This is a genomic window from Nonomuraea glycinis (assembly GCF_035920485.1).
GTDB classification, from domain to species: Bacteria; Actinomycetota; Actinomycetes; order Streptosporangiales; family Streptosporangiaceae; genus Nonomuraea; species Nonomuraea glycinis.
Window position 1 is genome coordinate 4,945,134 of record NZ_CP109166.1, and the last position, 15,996, is coordinate 4,961,129.

The following is a 15,996-nucleotide window of genomic DNA, read 5'->3' on the forward strand; positions in this document are numbered from 1 at the left end:
CGCGATCCCGGCACGAGGCATGATCCTCACCGAGAGAGATCAACCGATTCCAAATTGAATCCGTATTCAACACTTAGACCAAACTTCCAGCTAGCAATGTCCAGCAAAGTCTTGCTCATGTTGATTTCTGCTGCAACACTCCTGCTCTGGTCTCCCGTGTCCGGTTGGTCGCGCGACCCCCTCTCGTACCCTGAAATCCATAAGGAGTAGCGGCTGTGTTCCGTACCCGGGTCACCCGTCGTCTTCCGGCCGCTGCAGCGGCGGCCGGCCTCGCGCTCGCCGTCGCGGCGTGCGGCGGTGGGTCGACCAACAGCGCAGAGACAGCACCGCAGGCGACAGCCGCTCAGCTGAACCCCAACGCCGATCTGGCGAAGCAGTCACTCATGGTGACGGTCTGGGATGGCTACACGCCCAAAGAGCTCCAGGACATGGTGAAGAAAGAGCTGAAGATCTCCAAGCTCGACATCACCATCCACGACACCAACGAGACCGCGATGACCAAGCTCACCACCGGTGGTGACAGCGGCATCGACGTGGCGTTCGTGTCCGGTCAGTACGCCCAGGCGCTCAACGAGCAGAATCTGCTGGAGCCCATCCACGCCGAGCTGATCCCCAACCTGTCGAACCTCTACCCCGAGGCCACCCAGCTCTCCTACGACAAGGGCAACAAGTACTCCGTGCCCTACACGTGGGGCACCACCGGCATCTGCTACCGCAGCGACCTGGTGAAGGCCGAGCCGACGAGCTGGAACGATCTTTTGAAGCCGCCGGCCTGGGCCGAGAAGAAGGTCACCCTGATGACCACCGAGCGCTGGCTGGCCCTGCCCGCGCTCAAGTCCCTCGGCTACTCGGTCAACACCGCCAAGGACGACGAGATTGCCAAGGCCAAGGAGCTGCTGCTGGCCGCCAAGCCGCACCTGCTCGCCTTCGACGACACGACGTTCGGCGACCGGCTGATCAAGGGCGAGGCGCTCATGGTGGAGGCGTGGGACGGCTGGTGCCCGACCACCGACGCCAAGCAGAACATCAAGTTCGCGGTGCCGAAGGAGGGCAGCGACCTCTGGGTGGACACCATGGTCATCCTGAAGTCCTCCAAGAACAAGGAAGCCGCACACGCCTTCATCAACTACATCCTCGACCCCGAGGTGCACCGCTGGGCGGCGGAGAACATCAACTACAAGGTGCCCAACAAGGCCGCCATGGACAAGGTCAAGATCGCCCCGGGATCGCTGCTCGGCATCAAGCCGGCCCAGCTGCTCGACGGTGAGGCCATCTTCGACCTCGGGCAGGCGTCGACCAAGTTCACGCGCCTGTCCTCCGAAATCCAGGCCGACTAGTTGCGGTGAAGGTCTCGATCGAAGCCCGGCCGGTGTCTCCCTCGCGGGGGCGCCGGCTGGGCGCATTCGTCTTCCTGGCCCCGGGGCTGACCTACCTGATCGTGCTGCTCCTGGTGCCGCTGGCGCTGGTGCTCAGCTACACGGTCTTCCAGCGTGGGCGCTTCGGCGGCGTCGTCTACGAGTTCACAGGCGAGAACTTCGCCCGCCTGTTCGACCCCCTCTACCTGAGCGTGCTCGGCACCTCGCTGAAGATCGCCGGGCTGGCCACGCTGATCGCGCTGCTGCTCGGCTACCCGACGGCCTACCTGATCGCGCAGCTTCCGCGCAAGTGGAAGACGATCGCGCTGGTCGCGATCGTGCTGCCGTTCTGGACCAACTTCATCATCCGCGCCTATGCCTGGATCATCCTGCTGAGCGGCCCCGGGCTGGTCAACTCCGGCCTGCAGGCGCTGGGGCTGGAGCCCGTCGAGCTGCTCTACAACCAGGGCGCCGTCGTCACCGGCCTGCTCTACTCCTACCTGCCGCTGATGGTGCTGCCGCTGTACGCCGCGATCGAGAAGCTCGACCCGCAGCTGCGCGAGGCCTCGGCCAACCTGGGCGCGTCGGCGTTCACCACCTTCCGCAAGGTGACGCTGCCGCTCACGGTACCGGGAGTGCTGACCGGCTGCCTGTTCGTGTTCGTGCCGAGCTTCGGCAACTTCGTCATCCCCGAGATCCTGGGCGGCGGCAAGACGGCCATGGTGGGCAACCTGATCCGCACGGAGTTCTTGAAGGCCCGCGACTGGCCGTTCGGCTCCACGCTGGCGCTGGCCCTCATCGCGGTGCTGCTCGTGCTGCTGCTCGCGCAGGCCTGGGTGGCCCGCCGTGCGTAGATCGAGACTCCTGTACGTCCCGTTCTGGGCGACGTACGTGTTCCTGTACGCGCCGATCGTCGTCCTGGTCGTGATGTCGTTCAACTCCGGCGAGTCGGCGTACACCTATGAGGGCTTCAGCCTCAAGTGGTACGCCGACCTCGCCGCGGACGAGCGCATCATGGACGGCCTGATCAACACGCTCATCGTGGCCACCGGCTCGACGGTGATCGCCACCGTGCTGGGCACCCTGCTCGCCGTGGGCCTGGCCCGCCACACCAGGTCCAGGACGCTGGACGCCGTCGCGCTGATGCCGGCCGTGCTGCCCGACCTGGTGCTGGCCATCGGGCTGCTGCTCTTCTACGGCATGATCCAGCTCACGCTGGGCCTCTACTCGGTGATCCTGGCGCACGGCGTGTTCGCCATGGCCTTCGTGGCGGCGGTGGTGCGCACCCGGCTCTCCGGCGCCGACGCCTCCCTGGAGGAGGCCTCGCGCGACCTGGGCGCCGGTCCGGTGACCACCTTCAGGAAGGTGACGCTGCCGCAGCTCGCGCCGGGCATCGTGGCGGGGGCGCTGCTGGCGTTCACGCTGTCGCTGGACGAGTTCGTGATCGCCTTCTTCACGATCGGCAACAGCGAGCAGACGCTGCCGATCGTCATCTATTCCATGATTCGTTTCGGGGTGACCCCGAAGATCAACGCGCTGGCGGCGGTCCTGCTCCTGGTGAGCTTCACGGCTGTGATCGTGGGGCAGCGCATGACCAAGATCGGGGAGTCACGTGCTCAAGATTGACGGGGTCACCCGCAGGTTCGGCGAGGTCACCGCGCTCGACGGCGTCTCACTGGAGATCGGGCAAGGGGAGTTCTTCGCCCTGCTCGGCCCGTCCGGCTGCGGCAAGACCACGCTGCTGCGCATCATCGCCGGCTTCGAGACCCCCGACAGCGGCACGGTGACGCTCGACGGCGAGGACCTGCTGGGCAAGCAGCCGAACCGCCGGCCGATCAGCCTGATGTTCCAGTCGTACGCGCTGTTCCCGCACATGACCGTGGCCAAGAACATCGCCTACGGCCTGGAGCGCGAGAAGCTGTCACGCCAGGAGATCAAGCAGCGCGTCGGCGAGGTGCTGGAGACCGTGGGCCTGACGGCGCACGCCGGCCGCAAGCCGCAGCACCTGTCCGGCGGCCAGCGCCAGCGCGTCGCCCTGGCACGCTCCATCGTCAAGCGCCCGCGCCTGCTCCTGCTGGACGAGCCGCTGTCGGCCCTGGACAAGAAGGTCCGCGCGGACATGCAGCTGGAGCTCAAGCGGCTGCAGAACGAGGTCGGCATCACCTTCGTGGTCGTCACCCACGACCAGGAGGAGGCCATGTCGCTCGCCGACCGCATCGCGGTCTTCGACCACGGCGTGGTGCGCCAGGTGGACGAGCCGGTCGCGCTGTACGAGCGGCCGCACACCAGGTTCGTCGCCGACTTCGTCGGGGCCAACAACCTGTTCGAGGGCGCCCTGGCCGCCGAGGACACCCTGGCGACCGAGGACTTCGGCGCGCTGCGCGGCAGGCCGCTGCGGGCGCTGCAGACAGGCTCCAAGGCGCTGCTCGGCGTCCGGCCGGAAAAGGTGCGGCTGGGCGCGGCGGCGGCCACGGGCGGCGGCCTCAAGGGCTCGGTGCTCGACGTCAGCTTCTACGGCGGCATCTCGCACATCTCGGTGTCGGTGCCCGGCCGGCTCAAGCCGGTGCTGGTGGCGGTGCAGGGCGCCAGCGAGGTCAAGCCCGGCGCCGAGGTCACGCTGGACTGGCGGACCGACGACGCCGTGATCATCCCGGTCGATCAATGAAGCAGGTCGTTGCCCGTCACCGTGCGCGCGTAGGACAGGATCAGCTCCGCCGCCTCCTCCGGGCCGATGAGCGGATGCCGGGCGGTGATGCGGTAGCCGTAGGCGTCCTCCAGCGCCACCAGGTTGCGCGAGATCGACAGCGCGTCGGCGGTGAGCCTGAAGACCCCGAGCGCCGACCCCGTGTCCAGGATCGACTGGTACATCGACACCTGCCGGTCGTAGAGCGAGGTGAGCAGCACCCCGTAGACCCGGTGCCGCCCGGCGGCTCCGCCCAGCTCGTTGAGCAGCCGCACGTCCGGGTCGAGCGGGCCGGTGGGCAGCCCCGACTTGATGGTCAGCACCAGCTTGGTGGCCGGGTCGGTGAGGGCGGCGATCTGCCGCAGCCGCTGCTCGTAGAAGCGCTCCATCCCGGAGTGCTGCGCCTCGACCAGCAGCTCGCCCAGGTCAGGGTAGTGATAGAGCACGGCGCCGGAGGTCAGTCTGGCCTCCTCGGCCACGTGGGAGAGCTGGACTCCGTCGACGCCGTGCTTGATGATGGCCCGCCGCGCCGCCTCGATCAGATCGATGCGCCGGTCACTACGGCTCTTGCGCTGGGCCATCTTCACCACCTCGCCATTTTCTTCACTTGCGGTTCAGCAATCCGTGACCATATTGCCCTGAAGTTGACCTTCTCGCTACCTGCGTATTTGAATTCACCTTCAAATGTCTAGCCCCACCGGAGTGCCCATGTCTCTCACCATCCTGTTCATGCCGGAAAGCGCCTACGGGCCCACCAACAACTCCATCGGCATCGGCGACATCCTGCGCAACCGCGGCCACCGCGTCGTGTTCGCCGCCGAGGCGTCCTGGAAGGGCAAGCTGGAGGCGCTCGGCTTCGAGGAGGACCTGGTCGACCTCGCTCCGCCCGCCGAGGAGGAGCAGGACGCCGGTCAGTTCTGGAAGGACTTCATCCGCGAGACCGCGCCCGAATACCGCAAGAGCACCCTGGAGCAGCTGGCGACCGTCACCAAGCCGATCTGGGACTCGCTCATCGACGGCGCCAAATACTGCGAGCCCCAGCTCAAGGAGATCATCGAGCGGGTCCAGCCGGACGTCATCGTCGAGGACAACGTGATCACCTTCCCGGCGCTGCTCACCGCCGGCAAGAAGTTCGTCCGGATCGTCTCCTGCAACCCGCTGGAGGTGCGCGGCGAGGGCATCGCGCCGGTCTTCTCCGGGCTGCCCGCCGACGACCGCGCCGAGTGGGACGCCTTCCGCGCTGAGTACGACCGCACCCACCGCGAGATCTGGAGCGCCTTCAACGCCTGGTGCGTCGAGCAGGGCACCGAGCCGCTGCCCGACCTGGACTTCATTCACGAGGGGGACCTGAACCTCTACGTGTTCCCGGAGATCCTCGACTACGCCGACGCCCGGCCGCTCGCCGACAACTGGCACCGCCTCGACTCCTCGGTCCGGGAGACCGACGAGGACTTCGAGCTGCCCTTCGAGCGCAACGAGGGATCGCTGGTCTACTTCTCGCTCGGCTCGCTCGGCTCCTCGGACGTGGAGCTCATGCAGCGGGTGATCGACGTGCTGGGCACCACGCCGCACCAGATCATCGTCTCCAAGGGCCCGCTGCACGAGGAGATCAAGCTCGCCGACAACATGTGGGGCGCCGAGTTCCTGCCGCAGACAAAGATCATACCGCTGTGCGACCTGGTCATCACGCACGGCGGCAACAACACCACCACCGAGGCGCTGCACTTCGGCAAGCCGATGATCTTGCTCCCGCTCTTCTGGGACCAGTACGACAACGCGCAGCGGGTGGACGAATTGGGCTATGGTGTCAGGCTTTCCACCTACGCTTTCACCGATGAGGAGCTGAAGGGCGCGCTCGACCGTCTGCTCGGCGACGGTGAGCTCCGTGCGAGACTTGCCGCCGCAGGCGAAGAGATCCGCGGGCGCGACGGCCTGCGCAAGGCCGCCGACCTGATCGAGGGCCTCGGCCAGAAGTAGGTACGGACTCCAGTACCAACAGGGAAAGATATCCATGCGTGAATTGATCAACCCCGCGACCGGGCTCGCCTGCGCGGAGCTGCCCGACACCCCCGTGACGGCCGTCAACGCGGCCGTACGGCGGGCCAGGGACGCCTTCGCCGAGTGGGGGCGGACGACGCCCGCCGAGCGGGCCCGGCTGCTGCTGCGGGTGGCGGACCTGGCCGAGGCCGACGCCGACGAGCTGACCCGGCTGGAGGTGGAGGAGACGGGCAAGCCCGCGGCCGTGTTCAGGGACGGCGAGCTGCCCTTCGCCATCGACAACCTGCGCTTCTTCGCCGGCGCCGCCCGCTCCCTGGACGGGACGGGCGCCGGGGTGTTCAGCGCCGGCTACACCTCGGTCATGCTGCGCCGCCCGGTCGGGGTGATCGGCTCGATCGCGCCGTGGAACTTCCCCTTCGTGATGGCCGTCTGGAAGATCGGCCCGGCGGTCGCGGCCGGCAACGCGGTGGTCATCAAGCCGGCCCCGCAGACGCCGCGCAGCACGCTGCGCCTGGCGGAGCTGTTCGCCAAGGCGGGCGCGCCCGACGGGCTGGTCCAGGTGATCACCGGGGACGCCGCGGTCGGCGAGGCGCTGGTCACCGATCCGGGCGTGGACATGGTGAGCGTGACCGGCTCGACCGAGACGGGCCGGGCGGTCATGACGGGCGCCGCGCGCACCCTCAAGCGGGTCCACCTGGAGCTGGGCGGCAAGGCGCCCGCCCTGGTCTTCGAGGACGCCGACCTGGCGCAGGCGGCCCGCGGGGTGGCCTTGGGGGCCACGTACAACACCGGCCAGGACTGCACCGCGGCCACCCGCGTCTACGTCGCCCGCGAGGTCTACGGCGAGACGGTGGAGGCGCTGCGGGCGACGCTCGAAGGCATCCGGGTCGGTGACCCCTGGGACCCGGCCACGGACATCGGGCCGCTGATCTCCTCGGCGCACCGGGACCGGGTGCACGGTTTCGTCTCCCGTTCGGGCGGCCGGATTCTGCACGGCGGCGCGCCGGTCGACGGGCCCGGATACTTTTATCCACCCACTTTGGTAACAGATGTCGCACAGGACAGCGAGATCGTCCAGGGCGAGCTGTTCGGGCCCGTGCTCGTGGTGCTGCCGTTCGACGGCGAGGACGAGGCGGTCGCCTTGGCCAACGACACCCGCTACGGCCTGGCCTCTTCGGTGTGGTCGGCCGACGTCGCCCGCGCGATGCGGGTGTCGCACCGCCTCGATGTTGGGGTGACGTGGGTCAATGATCATCTGCCGATCGCCAGCGAGGCGCCGCACGGCGGGGTCAAGGGCAGCGGCTTCGGCAAGGACATGAGCCAGGAGGCGGTGCAAGAATATTCCGTGACCCGCCATCTGATGATCAAGCATATGGCACCCGCGGAACGCGACTCGTTCCGCCCGGCCTGAAGAACGTGAACGGCGCTATGTCTCCCATGATCCTATTTTGGGAGCATTTAGTGGGATATGTCCGGTTGGCCGATCTGGTACGGGTTGTGTTCCAATTACCCAGCCCGGCAGAATCCCATGCGCCACACGCGTGTCTGATTTCCTTCGAGCACGTAACGGCGAGAGGTTGCGAGAGCCAGTGAGGACGGAAAACCCCAAGCACACGAGGCCGGGGGAGTACACAGGCGGACGGTTCCGGCTGGCGAACTGGCGCGTGCGCTCGAGGCTGGTGGCGCTGATCCTCATTCCCACGATCGTGGGTGTGCTGCTCGCAGGCATCCAGTTGGCCGACGCCATCGGCACGAGCAGCGAATACCGCCGGCTCACCCAGGTGGCCGAGCTGGTGCAGCGCGTCGGCGTGCTCTCCCACGAACTCGGGAAGGAACGTACCCTCACCGCGTGGTACGTCGCCGACAACCGGCGGAACGGCCGGATGACCCAGCTGCGCACGCAGCGTGGCACGGTCGATGCCGCCAAGCAGCGCGTGCTGGAGGCCTCGGGCGCCATCGACGCCTCCCACTCCACGCGGGTGCGTGCCGAGGTCGAGGAGATGACCCGGTGGCTCAACGGCCTCAAGGGGCTGCGTGAGTCGATCCTGGGTGACAGCGTCCCGCCCCGGGCCTCGATCAGCACCTACTCGCGGCTCATCGAGGTCCTGGCCGCGCTCCAGGGCGACCTGGGCGAGGGTGTCAACGACGAAGACCTCCAGGGTGACGTGAACGCGCTGCGCGCGCTCCAGCGGGTCAAGGAAGAGGTGTCGCGCCAGCAGGGCATCATGGTCGTCGCGCTCGAAGAGCGGTCGCTCGACTACGACGACCTGTCCGACTTCCTCGGTTCGTGGAACCGTCAGCAGTCCGAGCTCGCCGCCTTCGAGCAGGAGGCCGATCCCCAGGACCTGACGGCCTACTCGAAGGTCGTGCGCGGCATCGAGATCGACCGCGCCGACTCCATGCGCCAGCGGGCCCTGGCCCAGCTGCGCGAGTACGCCCGCATCAGAGACCTCGACGTCACCTCACGCCGGGACATCAACCTCTGGTACGAGAGCACCCTGCTCACCACCAACGCGATGCGCAAGGTCGAGGACGGCCTGGCCACCAAGATCGTGACGAAGACCCGCGAGCTCAGTGACACCGAGCAGCGCAACGCCATCATCTCCGGCGCCACCATCCTGGTCCTGCTGCTCCTGGTGCTGGTGATCACCACCCGGGTGGCCGGATCGCTGGTGCGGCCGCTGCGGCGGCTGCGGGCCGAGGCTCTCCAGGTCGCCACCACCCGGCTGCCGGAGACCGTCCGCGTGCTGCGTGAGTCCGGCGACGCGGCCCGGGTGCCCGAGGTGCCGTCGGTCGGCATCGACACCCGGGACGAGATCGGGGAAGTGGCCCGGGCGTTCGACGAGGTCCACCGCGAGGCGATCCGGCTGGCCGGCGACGAGGCCAAGCTGCGTGCCAACGTCAACTCGATGTTCGTCAACCTGTCGCGCCGCAGCCAGACGCTGGTCGAGCGGCAGCTCCAGCTCATCGAGGGTCTGGAGCAGGGCGAGGAGGACGAGAACCGGCTCGCCAACCTGTTCCGCCTGGACCACCTCGCCACCCGTATGCGCCGCAACAGCGAGAACCTGCTGGTTCTGGCCGGCCAGGAGGCCGCCCGTAAGTGGAGTGAGCCGGTCCCGCTGGTCGACGTGGCCCGCGCCTCCCTGTCGGAGGTCGAGAACTACGAGCGGGTCCAGATCCAGATCGCGTCCGGCCCCATGGTCGCCGGTCCGGCCGTCACCGACGCCGTGCACCTGCTGGCCGAGCTGATCGAGAACGCCGTCTCGTTCTCGCCGCGCGAGAGCAAGGTTCAGGTCACCAGCGCCGTCGACAGCGGCGGCGTGCTGGTGACGATCAACGACCTGGGCATCGGCATGAGCGCCGAGGAGCTGGCCGAGGCCAACTGGCGGCTGGCCAACCCGCCCGTCGTGGACGTCGCGGTGTCGCGCCGCATGGGCCTGTTCGTGGTCGGCCGCCTGGCCCTGCGCCACGGCATCCGGGTGCAGCTGATGATGCGCGAGCGCGGCGGCCTGAGCGCGATGGTCATGCTGCCCGACATGCTGCTGGCCGGCATGCCGGGCGCCCCGCAGCAGCGCTCCCAGTACGACGCGTTCACCAACTTCGACCCCAGCATGTTCGACCAGAGCCCGGCGACGAACGGCTCCGGCGTCTACGCGGCGCCCCCCGGCGGCATGGCCTCGATGCCCCCCGGGCTCGACACGGCCGACATCAGGGGCAAGGACAGCGCGCCGATGGACACCCAGTGGCCCGGCTCGCTGCCCGCGCCCGGGGGCGAGGCCTGGCCGCCGTTCCCCGAGCCGCAGAAGCGGCAGGAGCAGCAGTCCTGGCCGTCCTTCGGCGAGGTGGCGCCGCCCCCGGCGGCGGCCGAGCCCCGTTGGCCTTCGTTCGCGGAGGAGACGCCCCCGCCCGCGCCGGCGCTCGGCGACCAGCGGTGGCCGTCCTTCGCCGAGGAGCCGCCTCCCCTGTCGCCGGAGGAGCCCCGCTGGCCCTCCTTCGCCACCGAGCCGCCCGCCCAGCCGCAGGAGGAACAGCGCTGGACCTCCTTCGGCCAGCAGCCCGCGCAGCGGCCCTTCGGCGAGGAGCAGCGCCCGTCGCCGTTCGCGGCCGACGAGCAGCGCTGGAACTCACTCGCGGGTGACGAGCAGCGCTGGCCGTCCTTCGCCGAGGGTCCCAAGCCCGCCGACCCCGTCCCGCAGAACGGCCACGCGGCGGTCAACCCGTTCGGGCCCGGCAACTACTCCTCGCAGGACCTGACCGGACCGCTCCCCGTGGTGCGCAACTCGCCGTTGGAGGAGCAGGGCGACGAGTTCCTGCCGATCTTCTCCTCCGTCGGGTCCGACTGGTTCCGCCGCCCCGAGCCCGAGCAGCTCGCCCCCCGCCGGCCCGACCCGGTGCCGGAAGCCGAGCCGGAGCCGGAGACGCAGGTGCAGCCCGCCATCCGGCCGATGGAGACCGCCTCGGACAAGCCCGCGCTGCCGCAGCGCAGGCCGGGCGAGTCGGGCGTCAGCCCGTCGTGGACGTCCCCGGCGGACAGCGGCTGGCAGGCGGCCCAGGCGGCGGCCGAGCCCGCGAAGGGCGGCACCACCGCGTCCGGGCTGCCGCGCCGCGTCCCCAAGGCGAACCTGGTGCCCGGCACGGCGAGCCTGGCCGAGCCCCCTGTCACTTCACCGGCCCCGCAGATCTCTCCCGATCGGCTGCGAAGCCGCTTGTCGAGCTTCCAGCAAGGCGTACGGCAAGGCCGCGCGTTCACCCGCGGAGACGAGAATGAGGAGGAGCAACAATGAGAGAACTGAGCCAGGGAGCGCGTGGCATCAACTGGCTGATCACCGATTTTGTCAACAACGTGCCTGGTGTGGCGCACACCGTCGTGGTGTCGTCAGACGGCCTGCCGCTGGCCTTCTCCGAGGGTTTCCCCAAGGACAGGGCCGACCAGCTTGCCGCTGTCGCCTCAGGTGTGATCAGTTTGACCCAGGGTGCAGCCCGCGTCTTCGAAGGTGGCATGGTCTCCCAGACCGTCATCGAGATGCAGCGTGGCCTGTTGATGATCATGTCGATCAGCGACGGGTCGTGTCTCGCGGTGCTGGCGGCGCCCGACTGCGACATGGGCTTGGTGGCCTACCAGATGACGCTGCTGGTCGAGCGTGCGGGTCAGGTGCTCACACCGGCCGTACGTGCCGAACTGCAGGCGGCCCGCCCCCGCTAGACGGGCGGTGACAGGAGATCATGGTGTCAGGTCAGGGTTGGGCTGGTGATAGCACTCCGCCGCATCCGTCGGCTCCCCGTCCGCCGAAGTCGAGCTCCCTGGTACGGCCTTATGCCGTGACCGGGGGGCGGACCGCTCCGCGGATGAAGTTCGCCATGGAGGCACTGGTGTCCTCCGTGACGTCCGAATATCAAGATGTCTCTCTCTTAAGTCCGGAGTATCAGGCGATCATTCAGCTGACCCGGAACGTCCGATCGGTTGCTGAGATCTCAGCCCTCTTGCACCAGCCCCTCGGGGTGGTCCGGGTGCTGATCGCCGACATGGCGTCCGAAGGCCTGATCCGCGTGCACCAGCCTGCGCTGGACGCGGGAAAGCCGGACCTCAACTTGCTCGAAAGGGTGCTCAGTGGACTTCGCAGGCTCTAGCGCCGGCCTGACCTCGACGAAGATCGTCGTGGCCGGCGGGTTCGGCGTTGGCAAGACGACGTTCGTGGGAGCGGTGTCCGAAATCTTACCGCTGACCACGGAGGCGGTGATGACCGACGCCTCGGCGGGGGTCGACGACGTCTCGCTCACGCCGAACAAGACGACCACGACCGTGGCGATGGACTTCGGCCGGGTGTCGCTGGACCGTGACCTTATTCTTTACCTGTTCGGCACGCCGGGTCAGCACCGGTTCTGGTTCATGTGGGACGACCTGGTGCGCGGCGCGATCGGCGCCGTGGTCCTGGTCGACACCCGCCGCCTGGCCGACAGCTTCCCGGCCATCGACTACTTCGAAGAGGCCAAGCTGCCCTTCGTCATCGGGATCAACGGCTGGGACGGGCAGTTCGGTCACGGGGAGGACGACGTGCGCGAGGCGCTGTCGCTGAGCTCGCACACTCCCGTCGTACGCCTGGACGCTCGATCCAGGGACGCGGTCAAGACCACGCTGATCACCCTGGTGGAGCACGCGCTGACCCGCCACACGCACGCTCCGGCGTGATCCGGGCGCCTCAGCGGTGCCGCCGGCACCGCTGAGGCCGCGAACGGCCGGATATCAGCGCGTTGGTCAGTGCGCGACCGTGTGGCCGCGCACCAGGCGGCCCACCTCGGCCCGCAGGTGGACGAAGTCCGGGTGCTCGCGGGTGGTGATCTGGTCGCGGGGCCCCGGCAGGGCCACGTTCAGGTCGCCGACCACGTGCGCGGGCGCCTTGGACAGCACCACGACGCGGTCGCCGACGTAGACGCTCTCGTCGATGTCGTGCGTGATGAGCACGATGGTCATCTGGTGGAGCCGGCGCACCTCCAGCACGAGGTCCTCCAGATCCTCCCGGGTCTGCGCGTCCACGGAGCCGAACGGCTCGTCCATGAGCATCAGGGTCGGCCGGTAGGCCAGCGCGCGGGCGATGGCCACCCGCTGCTGCATGCCGCCGGACAGCTGGAAGGGATACTTGCGGCCCGCCTCCGCCAGCCCCACCGACTCCAGCGCCTCCTGCGCGGCCGCCCGCCGCTTACGCCGGTCGAAACCCTTGCGGCGCAGCGGCAGCGCGACGTTGTCGGCCACCGACATCCAGGGGAACAGCGACCGGCTGTAGTCCTGGAACACCACGGCCAGGTTGTCAGGCGTCTGCTTGACCAGCACGTCGTCGACCTTGACCTGCCCGCCGGTGGGCGAGATCAGCCCGGCGATGGAGCGCAGCAGGGTGGACTTCCCGCAGCCGGACGGCCCGACGATGCACAGCAGCTCGCCATCGGCCACCTTGAGGTCGAGCCCGTCGATGGCGTGATGCTCGTTCGGCCCACCGCCGCCATATATGTGCGTGAGGTTCTCTATCTCCAGCAAAGTGAATTCCTAGGGCCGAGTCCAGCGATGACACGCCGACTCTATCGAAGGCGTCATATCTTGCGCATGACTCCGTAAAGCGGCTCATACCTCCACGCGCTGGGCGCTGTGGTGCCAGGCCAGCACGCGGCGCTCGGCGACCAGGAACAGTTCGTTGAGCACGTAGCCGAGGATGCCGAGCAGCAGGATGCCGGCCCACATCGCCGGCAGGTTGAAGGTCGAGTAGGCGACGGTGAGCTGGAAGCCGATGCCGTTGGTGGTGCCGGGCAGCAGTTCGGCGAAGACCGTGACGATCAGGGACAGGGACAGGGCCAGGCGCAGTCCGGCGAAGATCTTGGGCAGCGCCGAGGGCAGGACGATCAGCGAGATCCGCTGCGCCCGCGACAGCCGGAACACCTGCCCGGTGTTCAGGTGCAGCGGCTCCACCGAGCGGGCGCCGTCGGCGGTGTTGAGCAACACCGGCCACACGATGCTGAAGACGATGAAGGCCAGTTGCATGCGCAGCCCGAACCCGAACACCACCAGGAAGACGGTGACCAGGGCCGGAGGCGGGATCGCGCGCAGGAACTGCAGGACGCCGTCGAGATAGTCGTAGGCCTTGGCCGACAGGCCCAGCGCCAGCCCGAGCGCGACGCCGAGGACCGCCCCGCCCGCCAGGCCGCCCGCCATCCGGCCCAGGCTGGGCAGGACGTTCTCGACGGCCAGGTCGGTGAGGAAGAGCCGCTCCGGCGGGCCGGAGAACCACATCGCGTGCATCCGGGTCACGATGGTGGACGGTGGCGGGAAGAACGCGCTGCCGGCGATCGTGGTCCCCCACTCCCACGCCGCCACCAGCAGGATCAGCAGCAGCCAGCGGGAGGCGAGCGCCCTGGCGAGCCGGCCCATGACCGCGCTCACCGCCCGGCTCCCACGGCGACCGGCGCGCCGGCGTGCGCCCCGAGCCTGGCGTGCTGCCAGGCGAAGAGCCGCCGCTCGGCCGCTACCAGCAGCGCGTTGACCACCACTCCGAACAGCCCGACCCAGACGACCCCGGCCATGATGTCGTCCATCCTCGCCGGCACCGCGATGCCCGCGAAGTAGATGAACACCCCGATGCCCTCTCCGCGACCGGCCACGATCTCGGTGCTCACCGTGAGGATCAGCGCCACCCCGGTCGCCAGCCTGAACCCGGTCATGATGAACGGCGCCGCCGACGGCAGCGACACCCACCACAGCACCGCCGGAGCGCGGAAGCCGTAGGACCGCAGCGACTCCTTGGCGACCGGATCGACGCCGCGCAGGCCGTACATGGTGTTGTAGAGGATGGGCCAGAGGGAGGCGTAGATCACCAGGGTGACGCGCAGTTGCAGGCCCGTCCCGATGACCAGGGCCACCAGGGGGATGAGGGCCACCGACGGGATGGGGCGGAGGAACTCGACGATCGCCCGGGTGGCGGCGTCGATCAGCCGGACGCTGCCGAGCAGCAGCCCGAGCGGCACCGCGATCAGCGCCGCGGCGCCGAGCCCGATGGCCCAGGCCAGCATGCTGGTCGCCGCGTGCGCGCGGAAGGCGGGATCGACGAGCAACTCGCCGGCCCGCCAGAGGATGACCGAGGTGGGCGGCAGGAAGCCGATGTCGACCAGTCCGGCCCGGCCGAGCGCCTCGAACAGGGCGGCGAAGGCGAGCACCCCGACCGCCCGCCGCGACCACCGTGCGGTGGTCGTGGACGGGCGGTCATGGGTGCGGGTCCGGATGCTCACCCGGAGGTGGTGGGGGACATCAACGACTTGACGTCGATCTCCTTGGTGAGCCATTTGGCCTCCAGCATCCAGTCGGCCACGCGTTGCAGCCGGACCGGGTTGTCGGAGCTGGAGAAGTAGGGGAACGTCACGGTCGCGGCCGTGTCCTTGTCGATCTGGGTGAAGTTCGGCAGCACGTTGGCCACCACCTCACGGTTGTTCTCCATCATCTTGGCCGCGTTGTGCAGGGCCCGCTGGAAGGCGGCGGCGGTCTTCGGATGCTTGTCGTACCACTCCTGCGTGCCGATGTAGCCGGAGATGGGGAATTCGGCCGCGGGGCCGGAGGCCGGGTCGAGAATCTTTCTGGCCCCCATCGAGGACGTCGCCGCCGTTACCATCGGCTCGCCCAAATATGCGGCATCGAGCTGTCCCTTTTGCCACGCGGGCATGATGTTCTGGAACGTCACGGCGACGTATTTGATCTTGGCAGGGTCGACGTCGTTGGCTTTCAGTACTTGGGTGAGGGCAAGCTCCTGGAAATTACGCAAGACGTTCACATTGATCGTCTTGCCTTCGAGGTCCTTGGCGGATTTGATCGGTGAGTCAGGCAGAGCCATGATGCTCAGCGAGTCCGGTGCGGCGCGCGATCCTTCGGCCAGGATGCGCAGCTTCAGCGCGCCCTGGTCATGTGCCTGGAACATCGACACGTAATTGCCGAACATCGCGTCGATCTCGCCGTTGAGCATCATCGGAATGGCCTCGGGCGACGACTGGACGATCTCCGGCGTGACCTTGAGCCCTTCCTTCTCGAAGAGTTTCTGGTCAATGGCGACGAACATCGCGGCACTGTCGATGGCCGGCAGGGCGGCGACCTTCAGTTCGGTCTTCTCCAGGCCGCCGTTACCGGCGGCGGCGGACGTCTGCGGACTGGCTGTGTCGGTGCCGCCGCTGCAGGCGGAGACTCCTAACGCCAGGGCGAATCCGATGATGACGGCCCGGGCAGGACGGCCAAGCCTCATGTCTTGGACTCCCTTCACAAGATGAGGTGGAGCCTGGAGGGGAAGGAGGGGTGGGTGTTACTGGAGGTATTAGCGGGACTGTGTGCACACCGCACGACAGGACCTGACGGTAGCACCACATGATGCGCCATCATCGGGAAAATAACACTTGTGGTTGCATCGCCAGTTTGGCGCTATATCGTAAGGATTGACCCGA

14 protein-coding genes and 1 pseudogene are annotated in these 15,996 nt (G+C 68.3%); 10 read left to right on the plus strand and 5 right to left on the minus strand.

Annotation, left to right across the window (positions count from 1 at the left end; translation table 11 throughout):
* Positions 1-215: 215 nt before the first annotated feature.
* Genes OHA68_RS23410 through OHA68_RS23425 form a run of 4 tightly spaced genes read left to right on the plus strand, consistent with a single transcriptional unit; the run spans position 216 to position 4,020 of the window.
* Positions 216-1,337 (plus strand): polyamine ABC transporter substrate-binding protein, encoded by a 1,122-nt coding sequence (locus OHA68_RS23410; protein ID WP_327102171.1) that lies wholly within the window; start codon positions 216-218, stop codon positions 1,335-1,337.
* Positions 1,338-1,342: 5 nt separating this feature from the next.
* Positions 1,343-2,209 (plus strand): ABC transporter permease, encoded by an 867-nt coding sequence (locus OHA68_RS23415; protein ID WP_327102172.1) that lies wholly within the window; start codon positions 1,343-1,345, stop codon positions 2,207-2,209.
* Positions 2,202-2,981: an ABC transporter permease gene (locus OHA68_RS23420; protein ID WP_327102173.1), complete on the plus strand. Its 780-nt coding sequence runs from the start codon at positions 2,202-2,204 to the stop codon at positions 2,979-2,981. The genes OHA68_RS23415 and OHA68_RS23420 overlap by 8 nt, the downstream gene beginning before the upstream one ends.
* The gene (locus OHA68_RS23425) at positions 2,968-4,020 is read left to right on the plus strand and encodes an ABC transporter ATP-binding protein (RefSeq protein WP_327102174.1); all 1,053 of its coding nucleotides are present in this window, start codon (positions 2,968-2,970) and stop codon (positions 4,018-4,020) included. The genes OHA68_RS23420 and OHA68_RS23425 overlap by 14 nt, the downstream gene beginning before the upstream one ends.
* Here OHA68_RS23425 and OHA68_RS23430 read toward each other — a convergent pair.
* Positions 4,014-4,619 carry a TetR/AcrR family transcriptional regulator gene (locus OHA68_RS23430; protein ID WP_189138283.1) on the minus strand — a complete coding sequence of 202 codons (606 nt, stop codon included), beginning with the start codon at positions 4,617-4,619 and terminating at the stop codon, positions 4,014-4,016. The genes OHA68_RS23425 and OHA68_RS23430 overlap by 7 nt on opposite strands.
* Positions 4,620-4,746: 127 nt before the next feature.
* Between OHA68_RS23430 and OHA68_RS23435 the strand changes: the two genes are divergently transcribed.
* From OHA68_RS23435 to OHA68_RS23460, 6 genes and pseudogenes are all read left to right on the plus strand, one after another.
* Entirely contained in the window at positions 4,747-6,015 is a 1,269-nt protein-coding gene (locus OHA68_RS23435) for a glycosyltransferase (protein ID WP_327102175.1), read from the plus strand.
* 25 nt (positions 6,016-6,040) lie between these two features.
* Positions 6,041-7,447 (plus strand): annotated as a pseudogene (locus OHA68_RS23440) (aminobutyraldehyde dehydrogenase); the annotation flags it as partial.
* A gap of 253 nt (positions 7,448-7,700) precedes the next feature.
* On the plus strand, positions 7,701-10,820 hold the full coding sequence (locus OHA68_RS23445; protein WP_327102176.1) for a nitrate- and nitrite sensing domain-containing protein: 3,120 nt from the start codon (positions 7,701-7,703) through the stop codon (positions 10,818-10,820).
* Positions 10,817-11,239, plus strand: coding sequence for a roadblock/LC7 domain-containing protein (locus OHA68_RS23450; RefSeq protein WP_189138279.1), 423 nt, complete (start codon positions 10,817-10,819; stop codon positions 11,237-11,239). Before OHA68_RS23445 ends, OHA68_RS23450 begins: the two co-directional genes overlap by 4 nt.
* A gap of 20 nt (positions 11,240-11,259) precedes the next feature.
* Complete coding sequence (locus OHA68_RS23455) at positions 11,260-11,664, plus strand: DUF742 domain-containing protein (protein WP_225276906.1); 405 nt, start codon at positions 11,260-11,262, stop codon at positions 11,662-11,664.
* Complete coding sequence (locus tag OHA68_RS23460) at positions 11,645-12,223, plus strand: GTP-binding protein (RefSeq protein WP_189138278.1); 579 nt, start codon at positions 11,645-11,647, stop codon at positions 12,221-12,223. The genes OHA68_RS23455 and OHA68_RS23460 overlap by 20 nt, the downstream gene beginning before the upstream one ends.
* Before the next feature lie 66 nt (positions 12,224-12,289).
* On the opposite strand, the gene OHA68_RS23465 is transcribed toward OHA68_RS23460, so the two are convergent.
* The 4 genes from OHA68_RS23465 to OHA68_RS23480 all read right to left on the minus strand — a co-directional run bounded on the left by OHA68_RS23465 (position 12,290) and on the right by OHA68_RS23480 (position 15,800).
* Positions 12,290-13,063, minus strand: a complete 774-nt coding sequence (locus OHA68_RS23465; protein ID WP_189138277.1) for an ABC transporter ATP-binding protein — start codon at positions 13,061-13,063, stop codon at positions 12,290-12,292.
* Between the two features lie 84 nt (positions 13,064-13,147).
* Positions 13,148-13,960: an ABC transporter permease gene (locus OHA68_RS23470; RefSeq protein ID WP_225276905.1), complete on the minus strand. Its 813-nt coding sequence runs from the start codon at positions 13,958-13,960 to the stop codon at positions 13,148-13,150.
* Positions 13,957-14,802 carry an ABC transporter permease gene (locus OHA68_RS23475; protein WP_327102177.1) on the minus strand — a complete coding sequence of 282 codons (846 nt, stop codon included), beginning with the start codon at positions 14,800-14,802 and terminating at the stop codon, positions 13,957-13,959. Before OHA68_RS23475 ends, OHA68_RS23470 begins: the two co-directional genes overlap by 4 nt.
* Entirely contained in the window at positions 14,799-15,800 is a 1,002-nt protein-coding gene (locus tag OHA68_RS23480) for an ABC transporter substrate-binding protein (RefSeq protein WP_327102178.1), read from the minus strand. The genes OHA68_RS23475 and OHA68_RS23480 overlap by 4 nt, the downstream gene beginning before the upstream one ends.
* Between the last annotated feature and the right edge of the window lie 196 nt (positions 15,801-15,996).

Coding starts and splice junctions, on each gene's coding strand:
- OHA68_RS23430 (WP_189138283.1), bottom strand. CDS start 4,619: ATGGCCCAGCGCAAGAGCCGTAGTGACCGGCGCATCGATCTGATCGAG.
- OHA68_RS23435 (WP_327102175.1), top strand. CDS start 4,747: ATGTCTCTCACCATCCTGTTCATGCCGGAAAGCGCCTACGGGCCCACC.
- OHA68_RS23450 (WP_189138279.1), top strand. CDS start 10,817: ATGAGAGAACTGAGCCAGGGAGCGCGTGGCATCAACTGGCTGATCACC.
- OHA68_RS23455 (WP_225276906.1), top strand. CDS start 11,260: ATGGTGTCAGGTCAGGGTTGGGCTGGTGATAGCACTCCGCCGCATCCG.
- OHA68_RS23480 (WP_327102178.1), bottom strand. CDS start 15,800: ATGAGGCTTGGCCGTCCTGCCCGGGCCGTCATCATCGGATTCGCCCTG.